11 protein-coding genes, 1 tRNA gene and 1 pseudogene are annotated in these 14,477 nt (G+C 64.8%); 9 read left to right on the top strand and 4 right to left on the bottom strand.

The genetic code is table 11. From position 1 onward, the window contains the following. Positions 1-37: 37 nt before the first annotated feature. On the bottom strand, positions 38-955 hold the full coding sequence (gene metR, locus FIV02_RS15665) for a transcriptional regulator MetR (RefSeq protein ID WP_037055645.1): 918 nt from the start codon (positions 953-955) through the stop codon (positions 38-40). A gap of 168 nt (positions 956-1,123) precedes the next feature. Here metR and metE point away from each other — a divergent pair, with 168 nt between their 5' ends. After that, positions 1,124-3,421 (top strand): 5-methyltetrahydropteroyltriglutamate--homocysteine S-methyltransferase, encoded by a 2,298-nt coding sequence (metE, locus tag FIV02_RS15660; protein ID WP_152489139.1) that lies wholly within the window; start codon positions 1,124-1,126, stop codon positions 3,419-3,421. A gap of 191 nt (positions 3,422-3,612) precedes the next feature. Continuing rightward, on the top strand, positions 3,613-4,602 hold the full coding sequence (locus FIV02_RS15655; protein WP_152489138.1) for an alpha/beta fold hydrolase: 990 nt from the start codon (positions 3,613-3,615) through the stop codon (positions 4,600-4,602). Between the two features lie 77 nt (positions 4,603-4,679). Here the strand turns inward: FIV02_RS15655 and FIV02_RS15650 are convergent. Then, positions 4,680-4,868 (bottom strand): annotated as a pseudogene (locus tag FIV02_RS15650) (DUF6316 family protein); the annotation flags it as partial. A 278-nt stretch (positions 4,869-5,146) separates the two neighbouring features. Between FIV02_RS15650 and FIV02_RS15645 the strand changes: the two are divergent. After that, entirely contained in the window at positions 5,147-6,115 is a 969-nt protein-coding gene (locus FIV02_RS15645) for a DMT family transporter (RefSeq protein ID WP_152489137.1), read from the top strand. On the opposite strand, the gene FIV02_RS15640 is transcribed toward FIV02_RS15645, so the two are convergent. Next, positions 6,116-6,583 (bottom strand): Lrp/AsnC family transcriptional regulator, encoded by a 468-nt coding sequence (locus FIV02_RS15640; RefSeq protein ID WP_037055653.1) that lies wholly within the window; start codon positions 6,581-6,583, stop codon positions 6,116-6,118. A 198-nt stretch (positions 6,584-6,781) separates the two neighbouring features. On the opposite strand from FIV02_RS15640, the gene FIV02_RS15635 reads away from it, so the two are divergent. The 3 genes from FIV02_RS15635 (at position 6,782) to FIV02_RS15625 (ending at position 11,593) form a co-directional block, all read left to right on the top strand. After that, entirely contained in the window at positions 6,782-10,249 is a 3,468-nt protein-coding gene (locus tag FIV02_RS15635) for an indolepyruvate ferredoxin oxidoreductase family protein (RefSeq protein WP_152489136.1), read from the top strand. 80 nt (positions 10,250-10,329) lie between these two features. After that, positions 10,330-11,442, top strand: a complete 1,113-nt coding sequence (locus tag FIV02_RS15630; RefSeq protein ID WP_152489135.1) for a Glu/Leu/Phe/Val dehydrogenase dimerization domain-containing protein — start codon at positions 10,330-10,332, stop codon at positions 11,440-11,442. A 76-nt stretch (positions 11,443-11,518) separates the two neighbouring features. After that, positions 11,519-11,593 (top strand) — tRNA-Arg (locus FIV02_RS15625). 58 nt (positions 11,594-11,651) lie between these two features. Here the strand turns inward: FIV02_RS15625 and FIV02_RS15620 are convergent. Further along, positions 11,652-12,188 (bottom strand): RNA polymerase factor sigma-70, encoded by a 537-nt coding sequence (locus FIV02_RS15620; protein ID WP_051800647.1) that lies wholly within the window; start codon positions 12,186-12,188, stop codon positions 11,652-11,654. 317 nt (positions 12,189-12,505) lie between these two features. Between FIV02_RS15620 and FIV02_RS15615 the strand changes: the two genes are divergently transcribed. Genes FIV02_RS15615 through FIV02_RS15605 form a run of 3 tightly spaced genes read left to right on the top strand, consistent with a single transcriptional unit; the run spans position 12,506 to position 14,442 of the window. Continuing rightward, the gene (locus tag FIV02_RS15615) at positions 12,506-12,724 is read left to right on the top strand and encodes an MbtH family NRPS accessory protein (protein ID WP_152489134.1); all 219 of its coding nucleotides are present in this window, start codon (positions 12,506-12,508) and stop codon (positions 12,722-12,724) included. Next, positions 12,724-13,458: a thioesterase II family protein gene (locus FIV02_RS15610; protein WP_371923175.1), complete on the top strand. Its 735-nt coding sequence runs from the start codon at positions 12,724-12,726 to the stop codon at positions 13,456-13,458. The genes FIV02_RS15615 and FIV02_RS15610 overlap by 1 nt, the downstream gene beginning before the upstream one ends. Positions 13,459-13,470: 12 nt before the next feature. Then, positions 13,471-14,442 carry a TauD/TfdA family dioxygenase gene (locus FIV02_RS15605; RefSeq protein ID WP_037055677.1) on the top strand — a complete coding sequence of 324 codons (972 nt, stop codon included), beginning with the start codon at positions 13,471-13,473 and terminating at the stop codon, positions 14,440-14,442. Positions 14,443-14,477 lie beyond the last annotated feature (35 nt).

Below are 14,477 nucleotides of genomic sequence, written 5' to 3'. Positions count from 1 at the left end.
ACGCCTGCGCGAGCGGCCTTTGTCTGTGCAGTGGCGCTCAGCGCGCCACGCTGACGCCTTCCAGGCTGGCGAAGGAGGTGTCCTTGGCGGTGAGCAGGAAGTCGCGCATGAAGGGCGCATCGAGCATGTCGCTGCGGATCGCCGCATAGAGGGTGGCGAACAGTCCCTTTTCGCCCAGGCGCTTGGCGCTGACGTAGTGCCGCGAACTGTACTCGTGCAGCGCCCAGTTGGGCAGGCCGCAGACGCCGCGTCCGCTGGCCACCAGTTGCATCATCATGACCGTCAGCTCGGAGGTGCGTACCTGCGCGGGCTCCACGTCGTTGGGTTCGAGGAAGCGGGTGAAGATGTCCAGGCGGTCACGTTCCACCGGGTAGGTGATGAGGGTTTCCGTGGCCAGGTCCTGTGGCTGGATATAGGCCTTGTGCGCCAGACGGTGCTGGTTGGCCACGGCCAGCATGGCCTCGTAGGTGAACAGCGGCACGTAGGTGATGCCGGCCAGTTCGACGGGGTCCGAGGTCACCACCAGGTCCAGGTCGCCGCGTGCCAGCGCGGGGAGTGGCGCGAAGGAGAAGCCCGAGGCCAGGTCCAGTTCCACTTCCGGCCAGGCGTCGCGGAACTGATCGATGGTCGGCATCAGCCACTGGAAGCAGCTGTGGCATTCGATGGCCATGTGCAGGCGCCCGGCGGTGCCACCGGCGAGGCGCGCCAGGTCCCGCTCGGCGCCACGCAGCAGGGGCAGGGCGGCGTCGGCCAGTTGCAGCAGGCGCAGGCCGGCGCTGGTGAAGCGCACCGGCTTGGTCTTGCGCACGAACAGCTGCAGGCCGAGTCGCTCCTCGAGCTCCTTGAACTGGTGCGACAGGGCCGACTGGGTCAGGTGCAGGCGCTCGGCAGCCTCCACCAGGCTGTCGGTTTCGCGCAGGGCGTGCAGGGTTTTCAGGTGGCGTAGCTCGAGCATGACGGGTCTCTGCGAAGGTTTCATTCATCCAATGCCGTGGCTGGATGAAAGTGGTTCATACAGCCTACATGAGTAAATCTTTAGATCAAGACGAAAATCTTGAGTTTGTCTCACGTGTTGGCGATGCCGAGAATGGCGCCATCTCGATTGACTCTGGAGCGTCACCCCATGGCCCTGTCCCATTCCCTCGGTTTCCCGCGCATCGGCCGCGACCGTGAACTGAAAAAAGCCCTCGAAGCCCATTGGAAAGGCGAGCTGGACGAGGCCGGGCTGCGCGCCGTTGGCCAGCGCCTGCGTGCCGAGCACTGGCAACTGCAGAAAGACGCCGGCATCGACCTGCTGCCGGTGGGCGACTTCGCCTGGTACGACCAGGTACTCGGCCATTCCCTGGCATTCGGCGTGATTCCCGAGCGCTTCCGCCCGGCCGCCGGCAAACCGACCCTGGACACCCTGTTCGCCATGGCGCGTGGCGCCGTGGCGAGCACGAACGGTTGCTGTGGCGGCGCCCATGCCCAGGAGCTGACCAAGTGGTTCGACACCAACTACCACTACCTGGTGCCGGAATTCAGTGCCGATCAGGCGTTCGCCCTGAGCTGGGAGCAGCTGTTCGAAGAAGTGGCCGAAGCCCATGCGCTCGGTCATAGCGTCAAGCCGGTGCTGATCGGCCCGTTGACCTACCTGTGGCTGGGCAAGGCCAAGGGTGATGAGTTCGACAAGCTGGAGCTGCTCGAGCGCCTGCTGCCGGTCTATGGCGAGATTTTCCAGCGCCTCGCCGAGCAAGGCGTGGAGTGGGTGCAGATCGACGAGCCGATTCTGGTGCTGGACTTGCCGCAGGCCTGGAAGAACGCGTTCGAGCGTGCCTACAACCTGATTCAGCGCGAACCCTGCCGCAAGCTGATCGCCACCTATTTCGGCGGTCTGGAGGACAACCTCGGCCTGGCGGCCAACCTGCCGGTGGATGGCCTGCATATCGATTTGGTACGGGCGCCGGACCAGTACCCGACGATTCTCGACCGGCTGCCGGCCTACAAGGTGCTGTCGCTCGGCGTGGTCAACGGGCGCAATGTCTGGCGCTGCGACCTGGAGAAGGCGCTCGACGTGCTGCGCCATGCCCATGAACGTCTGGGCGAGCGCCTGTGGGTGGCGCCGTCCTGCTCGCTGTTGCACTGCCCGGTGGACCTGGCGCGCGAGGACCAGCTCGACGCCGAGCTGAAAGGCTGGCTGGCCTTTGCGGTACAGAAATGTGAGGAGGTCGCGTTGCTGGGCAGGGCCCTGGAAGCGCCGCAGGATGCCGGGGCACAGGCGGCGCTGGCGGCGAGCCGCGAGGTCCAGGCGGCGCGCGCGGCCTCGACGCGCATTCACAAGCCTGAGGTGCAGGCACGCATGGCGGCGACGCGTGCGCGCCATGCCCAGCGCCAGTCGCCGTTCGCCGAGCGCATCGGCAAGCAGCGTGAGCGCCTGCAGTTGCCGGTGCTGCCGACCACCACCATCGGTTCCTTCCCGCAGACTGCGGCCATTCGTCTGGCGCGGCAGTCGTTCCGTCAGGGCAAGCTGAGCCTGGCCGACTACACCGAGGCCATGCACAGCGAGATCCGTCATGCGGTGCAGGTGCAGGAGCGCCTCGGGCTCGATGTGCTGGTGCATGGCGAGGCCGAGCGCAACGACATGGTCGAGTACTTCGCCGAACAACTGGACGGCTACGCCTTCACCCGCTTCGGCTGGGTGCAGAGCTACGGGTCGCGCTGCGTGAAACCGGCGGTGATCGTCGGCGACCTGAGCCGGCCACGGGCGATGACCCTGGAATGGATCCAGTATGCGCAGAGCCTGACCGACAAGGTGATGAAAGGCATGCTGACCGGGCCGGTGACCATGCTGATGTGGTCCTTCGCCCGGGAGGATGTGCCGCGTGAGGTGCAGGCCAGGCAGCTGGCGTTGGCCATCCGTGACGAGGTGGTCGACCTGGAAGCCGCCGGAATCAAGGTTATCCAGATCGACGAGGCGGCGTTCCGTGAGGGCCTGCCCCTGCGTCAGGCGGCCTGGCAGGGCTACCTGGACTGGGCCACCGAGGCATTTCGCCTGAGCGCCAGCGGCGTGCGTGACGAAACGCAGATTCACACGCACATGTGCTACAGCGAGTTCAACGACGTGATCGACTCCATCGCGGCGATGGACGCCGACGTGATCACCATCGAGACCTCGCGTTCGGACATGGAGTTGCTGGCGGCCTTCGAACGGTTCGCCTATCCCAACGAGATCGGCCCGGGCGTCTATGACATCCACTCGCCGCGCGTACCCGACAGCGCCGAGATGGCCGGTCTGCTGCGCAAGGCGGCGCGGCGCATCCCGCTGGAGCGGCTGTGGGTCAACCCCGATTGCGGATTGAAGACCCGCGGCTGGCCCGAAACCGAGGCCGCGCTGGTCAACATGGTCGCGGCAGCCCGGCAGTTGCGCGCGGAACTGGCCTGATGTTCCGCCCGTAACGCCCAGGCCCCTCCTGCCAGCCGGTACGGAGGGGCACGCTCTGCATGGGCCTTTGGTCACTTGCCGGGCAACCGTTCGTCCTCCTTCATCAAACTGTCACGCTTGTGTGGCAGCGCCGTCGAACGACTTTCACCAGAATCGCGTTTCAGTGGGGTTCTATGTTTCTGGTGTTCTTCATGCGTGCACTCATCTTCATTGCCGCGTTGCTGTGCGGCGTGCAGTCTTTTGCTGCCAATCGTTGCGATCTGTCCGAGCCGACCCGCTATGCGGACGTCGGTGACGTTCGCCTGGCATACCAGAGCGTCGGTCGCGAGCGCGACCCGGCGCTGCTGCTGATCATGGGCCTGGGCGGGCAGCTGATCCACTGGCCCGACGAAGTGGTCGAGCGTCTCTGTCAGCAGGGCTTCCGGGTCATTCGTTTCGATAACCGCGATGTCGGCCTGAGCAGCTGGCGCAAGCCCGCGCCGAGCATCAACCTGCCTTACGAAGTGGTGCGCTACCGCCTGGGACTGTCGCTGGGGGCGCCCTATCACCTGCGTGACATGGCAGGCGACGCGCTGGGCTTGATGGACGACCTGGGTATCGGCGTTTTCCATGTCCTGGGGGCGAGCATGGGGGGCATGATCGCTCAGCACCTGGCCGATCTGGCGCCGAAGCGGGTGCTCAGCCTGACCCTGGTGATGACCAGTTCCGGTGCCCAGGGCCTGCCGGCACCCAGCGATGCGCTGGTCGCGCTGCTGGCGCGGCGCGAGGCCGGCAGCCGCGAAGCCGCGCTGCAGCAGCAGGCCGACCTGCTCGCGGCGCTGGGCAGCCCTTCGGTCAAGGATGATCGCGCATTGCTGTTGCATCAGGCCGAGGTGGCTTACGACCGGGCCTTCAATCCCGAGGGCGTGCAGCGGCAGCTGTTGGCGATTCTCGCCGAGTCGAGCCGGGTCGAGTTGCTCAACCGCCTGAGCGTGCCGACGCTGGTGGTGCATGGCACCGCCGACCCGCTGCTACCGGTGATGCATGGTGTCCACGTGGCGGCGCACATCAAGGGCTCGGAGCTGAAGCTGATTCCGGGGCTGGCCCACCGTTTCCAGGATGCCTTCAAGGAACCGCTGCTGGCCGCAGTGTTGCCACACCTCGCGGCCCACCGCGGCGACCTCGGGCTGGCCCACCTGTAGCGAGATCAGAGCTCCTGATTGTGCTTGATCGCGTCGCGGCGCTGCTGGCTGTCGATGTGCTCGCTGCTGTGGCGGATCAGCTTGTCCGCCATGGCCATGCGCTCGATGTAGCGCTGGATGCTCTGCTCGGCATCGTGGCGCGAGAGGTAGGGGCCTTCCAGCGTGCCTTCGCGGGTGGCGAAGAAATACTGGCCATTGACGGCGCTCAGGCGTGAACTGCGGTAGTGCGTGCCCGGTTGGGGGTCGACGGTGCGTTGGCCGAACATGACGAGAGCTCCATCTGCAGGTGCTGGATAGGCTGAGTCTACTGCGAGCGGAGCGGCTTGCCCGGCAAGGCGACCAATGGTCGAAGTTGCCGGCCGTTGGCTACTGGTTGGCGTTTTTTATTGAATTTTGACGCCGGCCTGCTGACGCATGAGGCATGCCAGGCGGTACAGTTGCGCTCGGCAAGTGAGCCGAACTGTCACTGTGCTGGTGCGTCAGCCTCTCCTAGAATGGCCGGCTGCGGTTGACGCGTTCAGTCGACCGCGCTGCTGAGGTCGCCATGCACATTTCCTCCGGCCGCTGGATGTACGGCCTGCTTCTCGCCCTGCTCACATCGCTGCTCTGGGGCATCCTGCCGATCAAACTGAAAGAAGTCCTGCAGGTCATGGACCCGGTCACGGTCACCTGGTACCGCCTGACGGTGGCGGGTTCGCTGCTGCTGGCCTACCTCGCCGCCGCTCGCCGCCTGCCACGTTTCCGCCCGCTCGGGCGCAAGGGCGCCTGGCTGCTGGCCCTGGCCATCGGCGGGCTGACGGCGAACTACGTGCTGTACCTGGTCGGGCTCAGGCTGTTGAGCCCCGGCACCACGCAACTGGTGATCCAGGTGGCGCCAATCCTGCTGCTGATCAGCAGCCTGTTCATCTTCCGCGAACGCTTCAGCCTGGGTCAGGCGCTGGGCCTGATGGTGATGCTGCTGGGCTTCGGGCTGTTCTTCAATCAGCGCCTGGGCGAGCTGCTGACATCGCTGACGACCTATACCACCGGCGTGCTGACCGTACTCGCCGCCGCCTTCGTCTGGACCTTCTACGGCCTGGCGCAGAAGCAGCTGCTGACGCTGTGGAGTTCGGTGCAGGTGATGATGGTCATCTACCTGTCCTGCGCCTTGCTGCTGACGCCCTGGGCGCAGCCGCTGCAGGTGTTGGCGCTGAGCCCGCTGCAAGGCTGGCTGCTGTTGGCCTGCTGCCTCAATACCCTAGTGGCCTACGGCGCTTTCGCCGAGGCGCTGGCGCACTGGGAAGCGTCGCGGGTCAGTGCCACCCTGGCGCTGACGCCGCTGGTGACCTTCGTGTCCGTGGCGCTGGCCTCCACCTGGTGGCCCGACCACGTGCCGCCCGAGGCGGTCAACTGGATCGCCTACGCCGGTGCGGTGGTGGTGGTGCTCGGCTCCGCCCTGACCGCCCTCGGGCCCTCGCTGATGGCCAGCCTGCGCGCGCGCAAGGCCAGGCGCCTGGCGGCCACGCAGGCCTGATCAGTCCAGCGGCAGTTCGGTGGTGCGTTTGACCTCGCTCATGGCGATGTGCGAATGCGCTTCGTGCACATGCGGGCGCTGCAGCAGGTGGTCGCGCAGGAAGCGCTCGTAGTCGGCGATGTCCTTGGCCACCACCTTGAGCAGGTAGTCCGAGCTACCGGCCATGCTGTAGCACTCCAGCACCTGCGGATAGCCGACCACGGCCTGTTCGAACTCATCCAGATTGCCGCGACCGTGCGCCGACAGCTTGATGTCGACGAACACGGTGATGCCGAAACCCAGGCGCTTGTGGCTGAGCAGCGCGACCTTGCGCTCGATCAGCCCGTCTTCCTGCATGCGGTGGATGCGCCGCCAGCAGGGTGACTGCGACAGCTCGACCTTCTCGGCCACCTCGGCGGCGGAGAGGTCGGCATTGTGTTGCAGCAGGCGGAGAATCCTGCGGTCGATAGCGCTGAGCTTATCCTGCATGACTGTTTCCATTTTCTTGTGATTGTTGGAAGGATCATGCGAAGTATTGTCCTGCAATCTGAAAAATAGAAAGAAAAAAGCGGAACCCTCCAGTCATGCTTTAGGCAAATCCGTCGTGGTGATCCTGCGGCCGGATGCAACGGAGCGTGTTTACCGTCGCGCTCCTCGTGCTCGCCATAAGAATAAAAGGAGCGCTCCATGTCCCTGGCCGAAATCCGCCTGGATGACAAATATCGCCTCGCTACCGGTCACCTCTACCTGACCGGCACCCAGGCCCTGACCCGCCTGCCCATGCTGCAGAAGCAGCGTGACGCCGCCTTCGGTCTGAATACCGCGTGTTTCATCTCCGGCTATCGTGGCTCGCCCCTGGGCGGCCTGGACAAGAGCCTGTGGGACGCGCGCGACTACCTCAAGCAGAACCACATCCACTTCCAGCCGGGCGTCAACGAGGAACTCGGGGCGACCGCCGTGTGGGGCAGCCAGCAGGCCAACCTGTTCCCGGGGGCGCGTTACGACGGCGTGTTCGCCATGTGGTACGGCAAGGGGCCGGGGGTGGACCGCAGCGGCGACGTGTTCAAGCATGGCAACTCGGCCGGCGTTTCCAAGCACGGCGGCGTGCTGCTGCTGGCGGGCGACGACCATGGCTGCAAGTCCTCGACCATCGCTCACCAGAGCGAGCATGCCTTCATCGCCGCGTCGATTCCGGTGCTCAATCCGGCCAACGTTCAGGAGGTCCTGGACTACGGCATCATCGGCTGGGAGCTGTCGCGCTACAGCGGTTGCTGGGTGGCGCTGAAGACCATCGCCGAGAACGTCGACTCCTCGGCCGTGGTGGATGTCGACCCGCTGCGCGTGCAGGTGAAGATTCCCGAGGATTTCCAGCTGCCCGAGGATGGCGTGCACATCCGCTGGCCGGACCCGCCCCTGGCGCAGGAGAAGCGCCTCAACGTCTACAAGATCTATGCAGCTCGCGCGTTCGCGCTGGCCAACAACCTCAACCAGGTGAAGCTCGATTCGCCGAACCCGCGCCTGGGCATCATCACCACCGGCAAGTCCTATCTGGACGTGCGCCAGGCCCTGGATGACCTGGGTCTGGACGAGGCGCTGTGCGCCAAGGTCGGTCTGCGCGTGCTCAAGGTCGGCATGAGCTGGCCGCTGGAGCCGGTGTCCGTGCACCAGTTCGCCGAAGGGCTGGACGAAATCCTGGTGGTGGAGGAGAAGCGCAGCATCATCGAGGACCAGCTCACCGGTCAGCTCTACAACTGGCCGGTGGGCAAGCGCCCGCGCGTGGTCGGCGAGTTCGACGAGGAGGGCGGTTCCCTGCTGCCCAACCTGGGCGAGCTGACCCCGGCGATGATCGCCCGGGTGATCGCCAGGCGCCTGGCGCCGATCTACAGCAGCCCGGTCATCGAGGAACGCCTGGCCTTCCTCGACGCCAAGGAAAAGGCCCTGGCCGCGCCCAAGCACAAGACCGTGCGCACCCCGCACTTCTGCTCCGGCTGCCCGCACAACAGCTCGACCAAGGTACCGGAAGGCAGTCGCGCGCTCGGCGGCATCGGTTGCCACTACATGACCCAGTGGATGGATCGCAGCACCGATACCTTCACCCAGATGGGCGGTGAGGGCGCGACCTGGATCGGCCAGGCCCCCTTCACCGACACGCCGCACGTGTTCCAGAACCTGGGCGACGGCACCTACTTCCACTCCGGGCACCTGGCCTTGCGCGCCGCCGTCGCGTCCGGGGTCAACATCACCTACAAGATCCTCTACAACGACGCGGTGGCCATGACCGGCGGCCAGCCCATCGACGGCGAGCTGCGCATCGACCAGCTCAGCCAGCAGGTGCATGCCGAGGGCGTCAAACGCATCGCCCTGGTCAGCGACGAGCCGGACAAGTACCCGACCCGCGCCACCTTCGCGCCGGGCGTGACCTTCCATCACCGCCGCGAACTGGACGCCGTGCAGCGTGAGCTGCGCGAGTTCAAGGGCGTTTCGGTGATTCTCTACGACCAGACCTGCGCGACCGAAAAGCGTCGTCGGCGCAAGCGCGGCAAGCTGGTCGACCCGGCCAAGCGCGTGTTCATCAACCCGGACGTGTGCGAAGGCTGCGGCGATTGCAGCGTCAAGTCCAACTGCCTGTCGGTGCTGCCGCTGGAGACCGAACTGGGGCGCAAGCGCGAGATCGACCAGAGCGCCTGCAACAAGGACTACAGCTGCCTCGAGGGTTTCTGCCCGAGCTTCGTCACCGTGCATGGTGGCGGCTTGCGCAAGCCCGAGGCCGTGGGCCTGGGAGCCCTGTTCATCGCCTTGCCGGAGCCGAAACAGCCTGCGCTGACGCGTCCCTGGAACATTCTGCTGCCCGGTGTGGGTGGCAGCGGCGTGACCACCGTCGGTGCGCTGCTGGGCATGGCCGCGCATATCGAAGGCAAGGGCTGCACCGTACTCGACCAGGCCGGCCTGGCGCAGAAGTTCGGTCCGGTGATCACCCATATCCGCATCGCCGCGCGGCAGAGCGATATCTACGCGGTGCGCATCGCGGCCGGGGAAACCGACCTGTTGCTGGGTTGCGATCTGGTGGTGGCTTCCAGCGAGGAGTCGCTGGCCAAGCTGAATGACAAGATCGCCCACGCGGTGATCAACAGTCACGAGTCGGCCACGGCCGAATTCACCCGCAACCCCGATGCCCAGGTGCCGGGCGCGGCGATGCGCGAGGCGATCAGCGAGGCGGTGGGCGAGGGCAAGACCCGCTTTGTCGATGCAACGCGCCTGGCCACGCGCTTGCTCGGCGATAGCATCGCCACCAACCTGTTCATGCTCGGTTTTGCCTACCAGCGCGGCCTGGTGCCGGTTTCGGCCGAGGCCATCGACAAGGCCATCGAACTCAATGGCGTGGCCGTGCAGTTGAACCAGCAGGCGTTCCTCTGGGGGCGGCGCGCGGCACATGACATGGCTGCGGTGGAGAAGCTCGCCGCGCCCAAGGTGGTCGAGGCTCCGCATTGCAGCACGCTGGACGAGATCGTCGCCGACCGCATGCAGCGCCTGAGCCTGTACCAGAACGGCGCCTACGCCGAACGTTACCGGGCGCTGGTCGAGCGCGTGCGCCAGGCGGATAGCGACGCCGGGCAAGCGCTGAGCAAGGCGGTCGCGCGTTATTACTTCAAGCTGCTGGCCTACAAGGACGAGTACGAAGTGGCGCGGCTGTACAGCGAGGCGACGTTCCGCAAGCGCCTGGAAGAGCAGTTCGAGGGCGACTACCAGTTGCAGTTCCACCTGGCACCGAGCTGGTTGAGCAAGCCCGATGCGGTGACCGGCGAGCCGCGCAAGCGCAGCTTCGGTCCCTGGATGCTCAAGGCGTTCGCGCTGCTGGCGCGCTTCAAGTTCCTCCGCGGTACGGCGCTCGACCCCTTCGGGTACAGCACCGAGCGACGTCTGGAGCGTGAGCTGATCGAGGAGTACGAGGCCAACCTGGCCTACCTGCTCAGCGAACTGAACGCGGACAACTACCGCACCGCCGTGGCGCTGGCCGAACTGCCGGAGCAGGTGCGCGGCTATGGCCACGTCAAGGAAGCCGCCATGGCCAAGGTGCGCGAGCAGGCCGTGCAGCTCAAGGCCCGCATGACCGTCAGCGAGATCGCGGCGGTGCAGCTGTTCGAACCGGCTGCCTGATTCTTCAAGCATCCCCCTTGCCACCCCCTCCCGTGCGGGAGGGGGATGGCCTTTTACGATCTGAATACCGAGGTGATTCGATGTCCGTCTTCACTCATGTCGACTTCGACCAGCACGAACAGGTGGTCTACGGCCACGACCAGGCCAGCGGCCTGAAAGCCATCATCGCCATTCACGACAGCACGCTCGGCCCGGCGCTCGGCGGTTGCCGCATGTGGAACTACGCCAGCGACGACGAGGCCCTGCGTGATGTGCTGCGTCTGTCACGTGGCATGACCTACAAGTCTGCGCTGGCGCGTCTGCCGCTCGGAGGAGGCAAGGCGGTGATCATCGGCGATCCGCACAGCGGCAAGAGCGAGGCGTTGTTCCAGGCCATGGGCGACTTCGTCGACAGCCTGGGCGGACGCTACGTCACCGCGGCGGACTCCGGTACCGGCGTGAACGAGATGCGCATCATGGCCGAGCGCACGCGCCATGTCGCCGGTGCCGGGCAGCGCGAGGCCTTCGGCGGTGGCAGTCGCGATGGCGACCCATCGCCGTCCACGGCCTATGGCGTGTTCATCGGTATCCAGGCCGCTGTCGCTCATCGCATGGGGCGGGCGGATCTGAACGGCATCCGCGTGGCCATCCAGGGAGTGGGGCAGGTCGGTTTCCACCTGGCCAGGCTGCTCCGCGAGGCCGGTGCGCAACTGTGGGTGACGGACATCTTCGAGGCCAACGTGCAACGTGCGGTCGCTCAGCTGGGTGCCACGGCTGTCGACCAGAACGCGATCTACGGCCTCGACGTCGACGTGTTCGCCCCCTGCGCGCTGGGCGCGATCATCAATCTGCAGAGCCTCGAGAACCTGCGTGCGCCGATCATCGCCGGCGCGGCCAACAACCAGCTGGCCGACGCCAGCCTGGCCGAGCTGCTGCGTCGCCGTGACTGCCTGTATGCACCGGACTACGCGATCAATGCCGGCGGAATCATCGATGTCTGCTACGAGCGCACCGGTGGCAGTGCCGCCGAACTCAAGGCGCATATCGAGAGCATCGGCCCGACCCTGACGGAAATCTTCCAGCGCGCCGAGCGGGAAGGCGAGACAACCACCGCGATAGCCGACCGCATGGCGCTGGAGCGCCTGCACGGTGGTGTGCCCAGCGTGCGTGCCTCGACAGCCTCTGCGGCGGTTGCCCACGGCTGGCAGCGCTAGGCCGCGAACGGATCGCGACATGACAAACGCGCCGGTCGTCGCTAAGATGCCGCCCGGCCGTTGCGAATACGGCCGTGTCCCCTTAGTTCAACGGATAGAATAAGCCCCTCCTAAGGGCTAGATGCTGGTTCGATTCCAGCAGGGGACGCCATCTCCCTCCATCTGTACGCCAGTACCCAACAGGCGCGTCGTTTATCTTCCCGTTCCTTTCAGCGTGCCTTGCTTTCGATGCGCTTGAGCGCTTGCCGGCAGTGCAGCAGTGCATCTCGCACCATGAAATTCACCAGGGTCGGTGAGACCCCCAGTTCCTTGGCAATGTCGTTCTGCGTACGTCCGTGCAGTTTGTACATCTCGAAGGCGTAGCGAGTGCGCTCGGGCATCTGCGCCAAGGCCGAGGAGAGCATCTCCAAGGTCTCTCGACTCTCGTGGCTGGTCTCTGGTGAGGCTCCAGGGGCAGCGATATACAGGCCTTCTTCCTCGCTGCCGGCATAGCGTTTCTCCAGAGCCTGGCGGCGATAGAGGTCGATCGCCAGGTTACGCACCACGCGTAACAGGTAACTGCTCTGCGACTGGATGTTAGGGACCATGCTCGCGGCGCTGAGCTTGATATAGGCATCGTGCACCACATCTTCGGCGTGACTGCGGCAGCCGAGGATGCGCGCCGCAGCGTTGATGAAGGTCTGCCTGCGGGTGACGAACAGGTCGTGCAGGGCCATATGCTGCTGGGGGGGGAGCGTCTTGGGCATGAGATGTTTCCTATGCGGCCAGAGCGTGATGGGCGTCCACATGGGGGAGATCTGACGCGAATCCATTGCGCGGGTCTTTCGCCCTGCCTGGCGGTTCCTGCGCCGGTATCGAGGTGGCTAAATCTAATGTAGTTGATAATTATTATCAAATCATACGTGGCCTCTGACTCGATCAAAAATCAAAACGTTCAGTCGGATGAGAATGCCTTCTCAAGTGGCGCGCATGATAATTAATCTCATGGGTTAATCCTAATTATTCGCTCCTCTCCTTCGTCTTCATCGGAAAGCCGCCCAACCCGGGCGAGAAGGAGGCAGAGATGGCATTTGATCGCGACGACGCGACATTCAAGGTTCTCGTCAATCACGAGCTGCAGTATTCCCTGTGGCCGGACGACAAGGCGGTGCCCGCTGGCTGGCGTGAGACGGAGCAGCGAGGCAGCAAGGCGGAGTGTCTGGACTACGTTGAGCGGGAGTGGGTCGACATGCGTCCACTGAGCTTGCGTCAGGTGATGAGCGGCGAGGCTGTGGAGCGGTGATGATGCCTGGCCGCCTGCACCTGTATTGCCTGCCGTATTCCGGTGCCAGCGCGATGGCCTATGCGCGTTGGCGTCGTTCATTGCCGGCTTCGGTCGAGGTGTTGCCGCTGGAGTTGCCAGGGCGTGGTCGGCGTTTCAATGAGCCATTGCAGACCGATATGTACGCGCTGGCCAAGCAGCTTGCGGCCGAGTTGAGCGAGTCGCTCAAGCAGCCCTACGCCCTGTTTGGTCACAGTCTCGGTGGCCTGCTGGCTTTCGAATTGGCCCATGCGCTGCGCCAGCTCGGCATGCCTGCCCCGCAGGCGCTGTTCGCTTCGGCGGCGTCGGCGCCGTCGCGCCGTGAGAGCCACCTCGAACTGGCGCAAGAGCAGAGCGATGAGCAGCTGCTACTGCGCCTGCGGTCCCTGGGGGGAACGCCAGCAGCCGTATTTGACGATGCGGAGATGCTCAGCCTGACCCTGCCGGTGTTGCGCGCCGATTTTCTGCTGTGTGGCCGTTATCGCTACTACCGCCGTGCGCGGCTCGGTTGCCCGATCCATGTACTTGGCGGCAAGGCGGATCGCGTATCGATGGATGCGCTGGCGGCCTGGCAGGACGAAACCGCCGATGACTTCTCTCTGGAGATGTTCGAGGGCGATCATTTTTTCATCAACGCCTGCGAACAGCAGTTGCTCGAATACATGTTCGGCAAGCTGCGTGAGAGTGGGCGGGATCTCCGGGCTATCGAGGCCTGAGAGGAGCATGCGATGACTTTCTTCTCCATAAAGCCTTTGCCTGAGTCGCGTGAGGGTTTACCGCTGCTGGTGCAGGCTGAGGACGGAATCGACCTGCTGGCGAGCCAGCAGGAGCTGCGCGAGCTGATCGATCAACACCTTGAACGCTGTGGTGGAGTGCTATTGCGCGGTTTTGCGGTGGGCGAAGCCGAGCGTTTTCGTGCGTTCGCCGCCGCATTCGGCGACCCGCTGTTGAACTACGAATTCGGCTCCACGCCGCGCAGTAACGTGACCGCTGGCGTCTACACCTCTACCGAGTATCCGCCGCATCAACATATTCCGCTGCACAACGAGCAGGCCTACACCCGCGAGTGGCCGATGCGTATCTGGTTCTACTGCATGCAGGCCGCGCAGAGTGGAGGGGAGACGCCCATCGCAGACAGTCGGGTGGTCTACCGTCAGGTCGGTGAGACGATTCGCCGACGTTTCAGCGAGCGTGGGCTGATGTACGTGCGCAACTACGGCAATGGTCTGGACGTTGCCTGGGAACAGGTGTTCAACAGCAGTGATCGTGCGGTGGTCGAGGCCTACTGCCGGGCTCACCAGATCGAATGCGAATGGAAGGAGGACGGTGAACTGCGCACTCGCCAGCTGTGTCAGGCCGTGGCCCGTCATCCACGCACGGGTGACTGGGTGTGGTTCAACCAAGCGCATCTGTTCCACGTCTCCAACCTGCCCGTCGAGGTGCGCGAAAGCCTGCTGGAAATCGTCGACGAAGAGGACCTGCCGCGCAATGTCTATTACGGCGATGGCAGCCCGATCGAGGAGTCCCTGCTCGATGACATCCGCGGCGTATTGGCCGAAGCGACGGTCAGCTTTCCTTGGTGCAGCGGCGACGTACTGATGCTCGACAACATGCTGACTGCTCATGCGCGCACGCCTTTCAGTGGCCCGCGCAAGGTCATTGTGGCCATGGCGCAAGGCCATGGCCTGGATCTGCTCTGAGCACCCGAATATTCCATTTCACACGGCGGGTGCAG

The sequence above is a fragment of the Pseudomonas sp. THAF187a genome (assembly GCF_009363395.1).
Lineage (GTDB): Bacteria > Pseudomonadota > Gammaproteobacteria > Pseudomonadales > Pseudomonadaceae > Aquipseudomonas > Aquipseudomonas khazarica.
The sequence above is the reverse complement of the archived record's forward strand: the minus strand, read 5'-3'. Positions and strand labels throughout refer to the sequence as shown.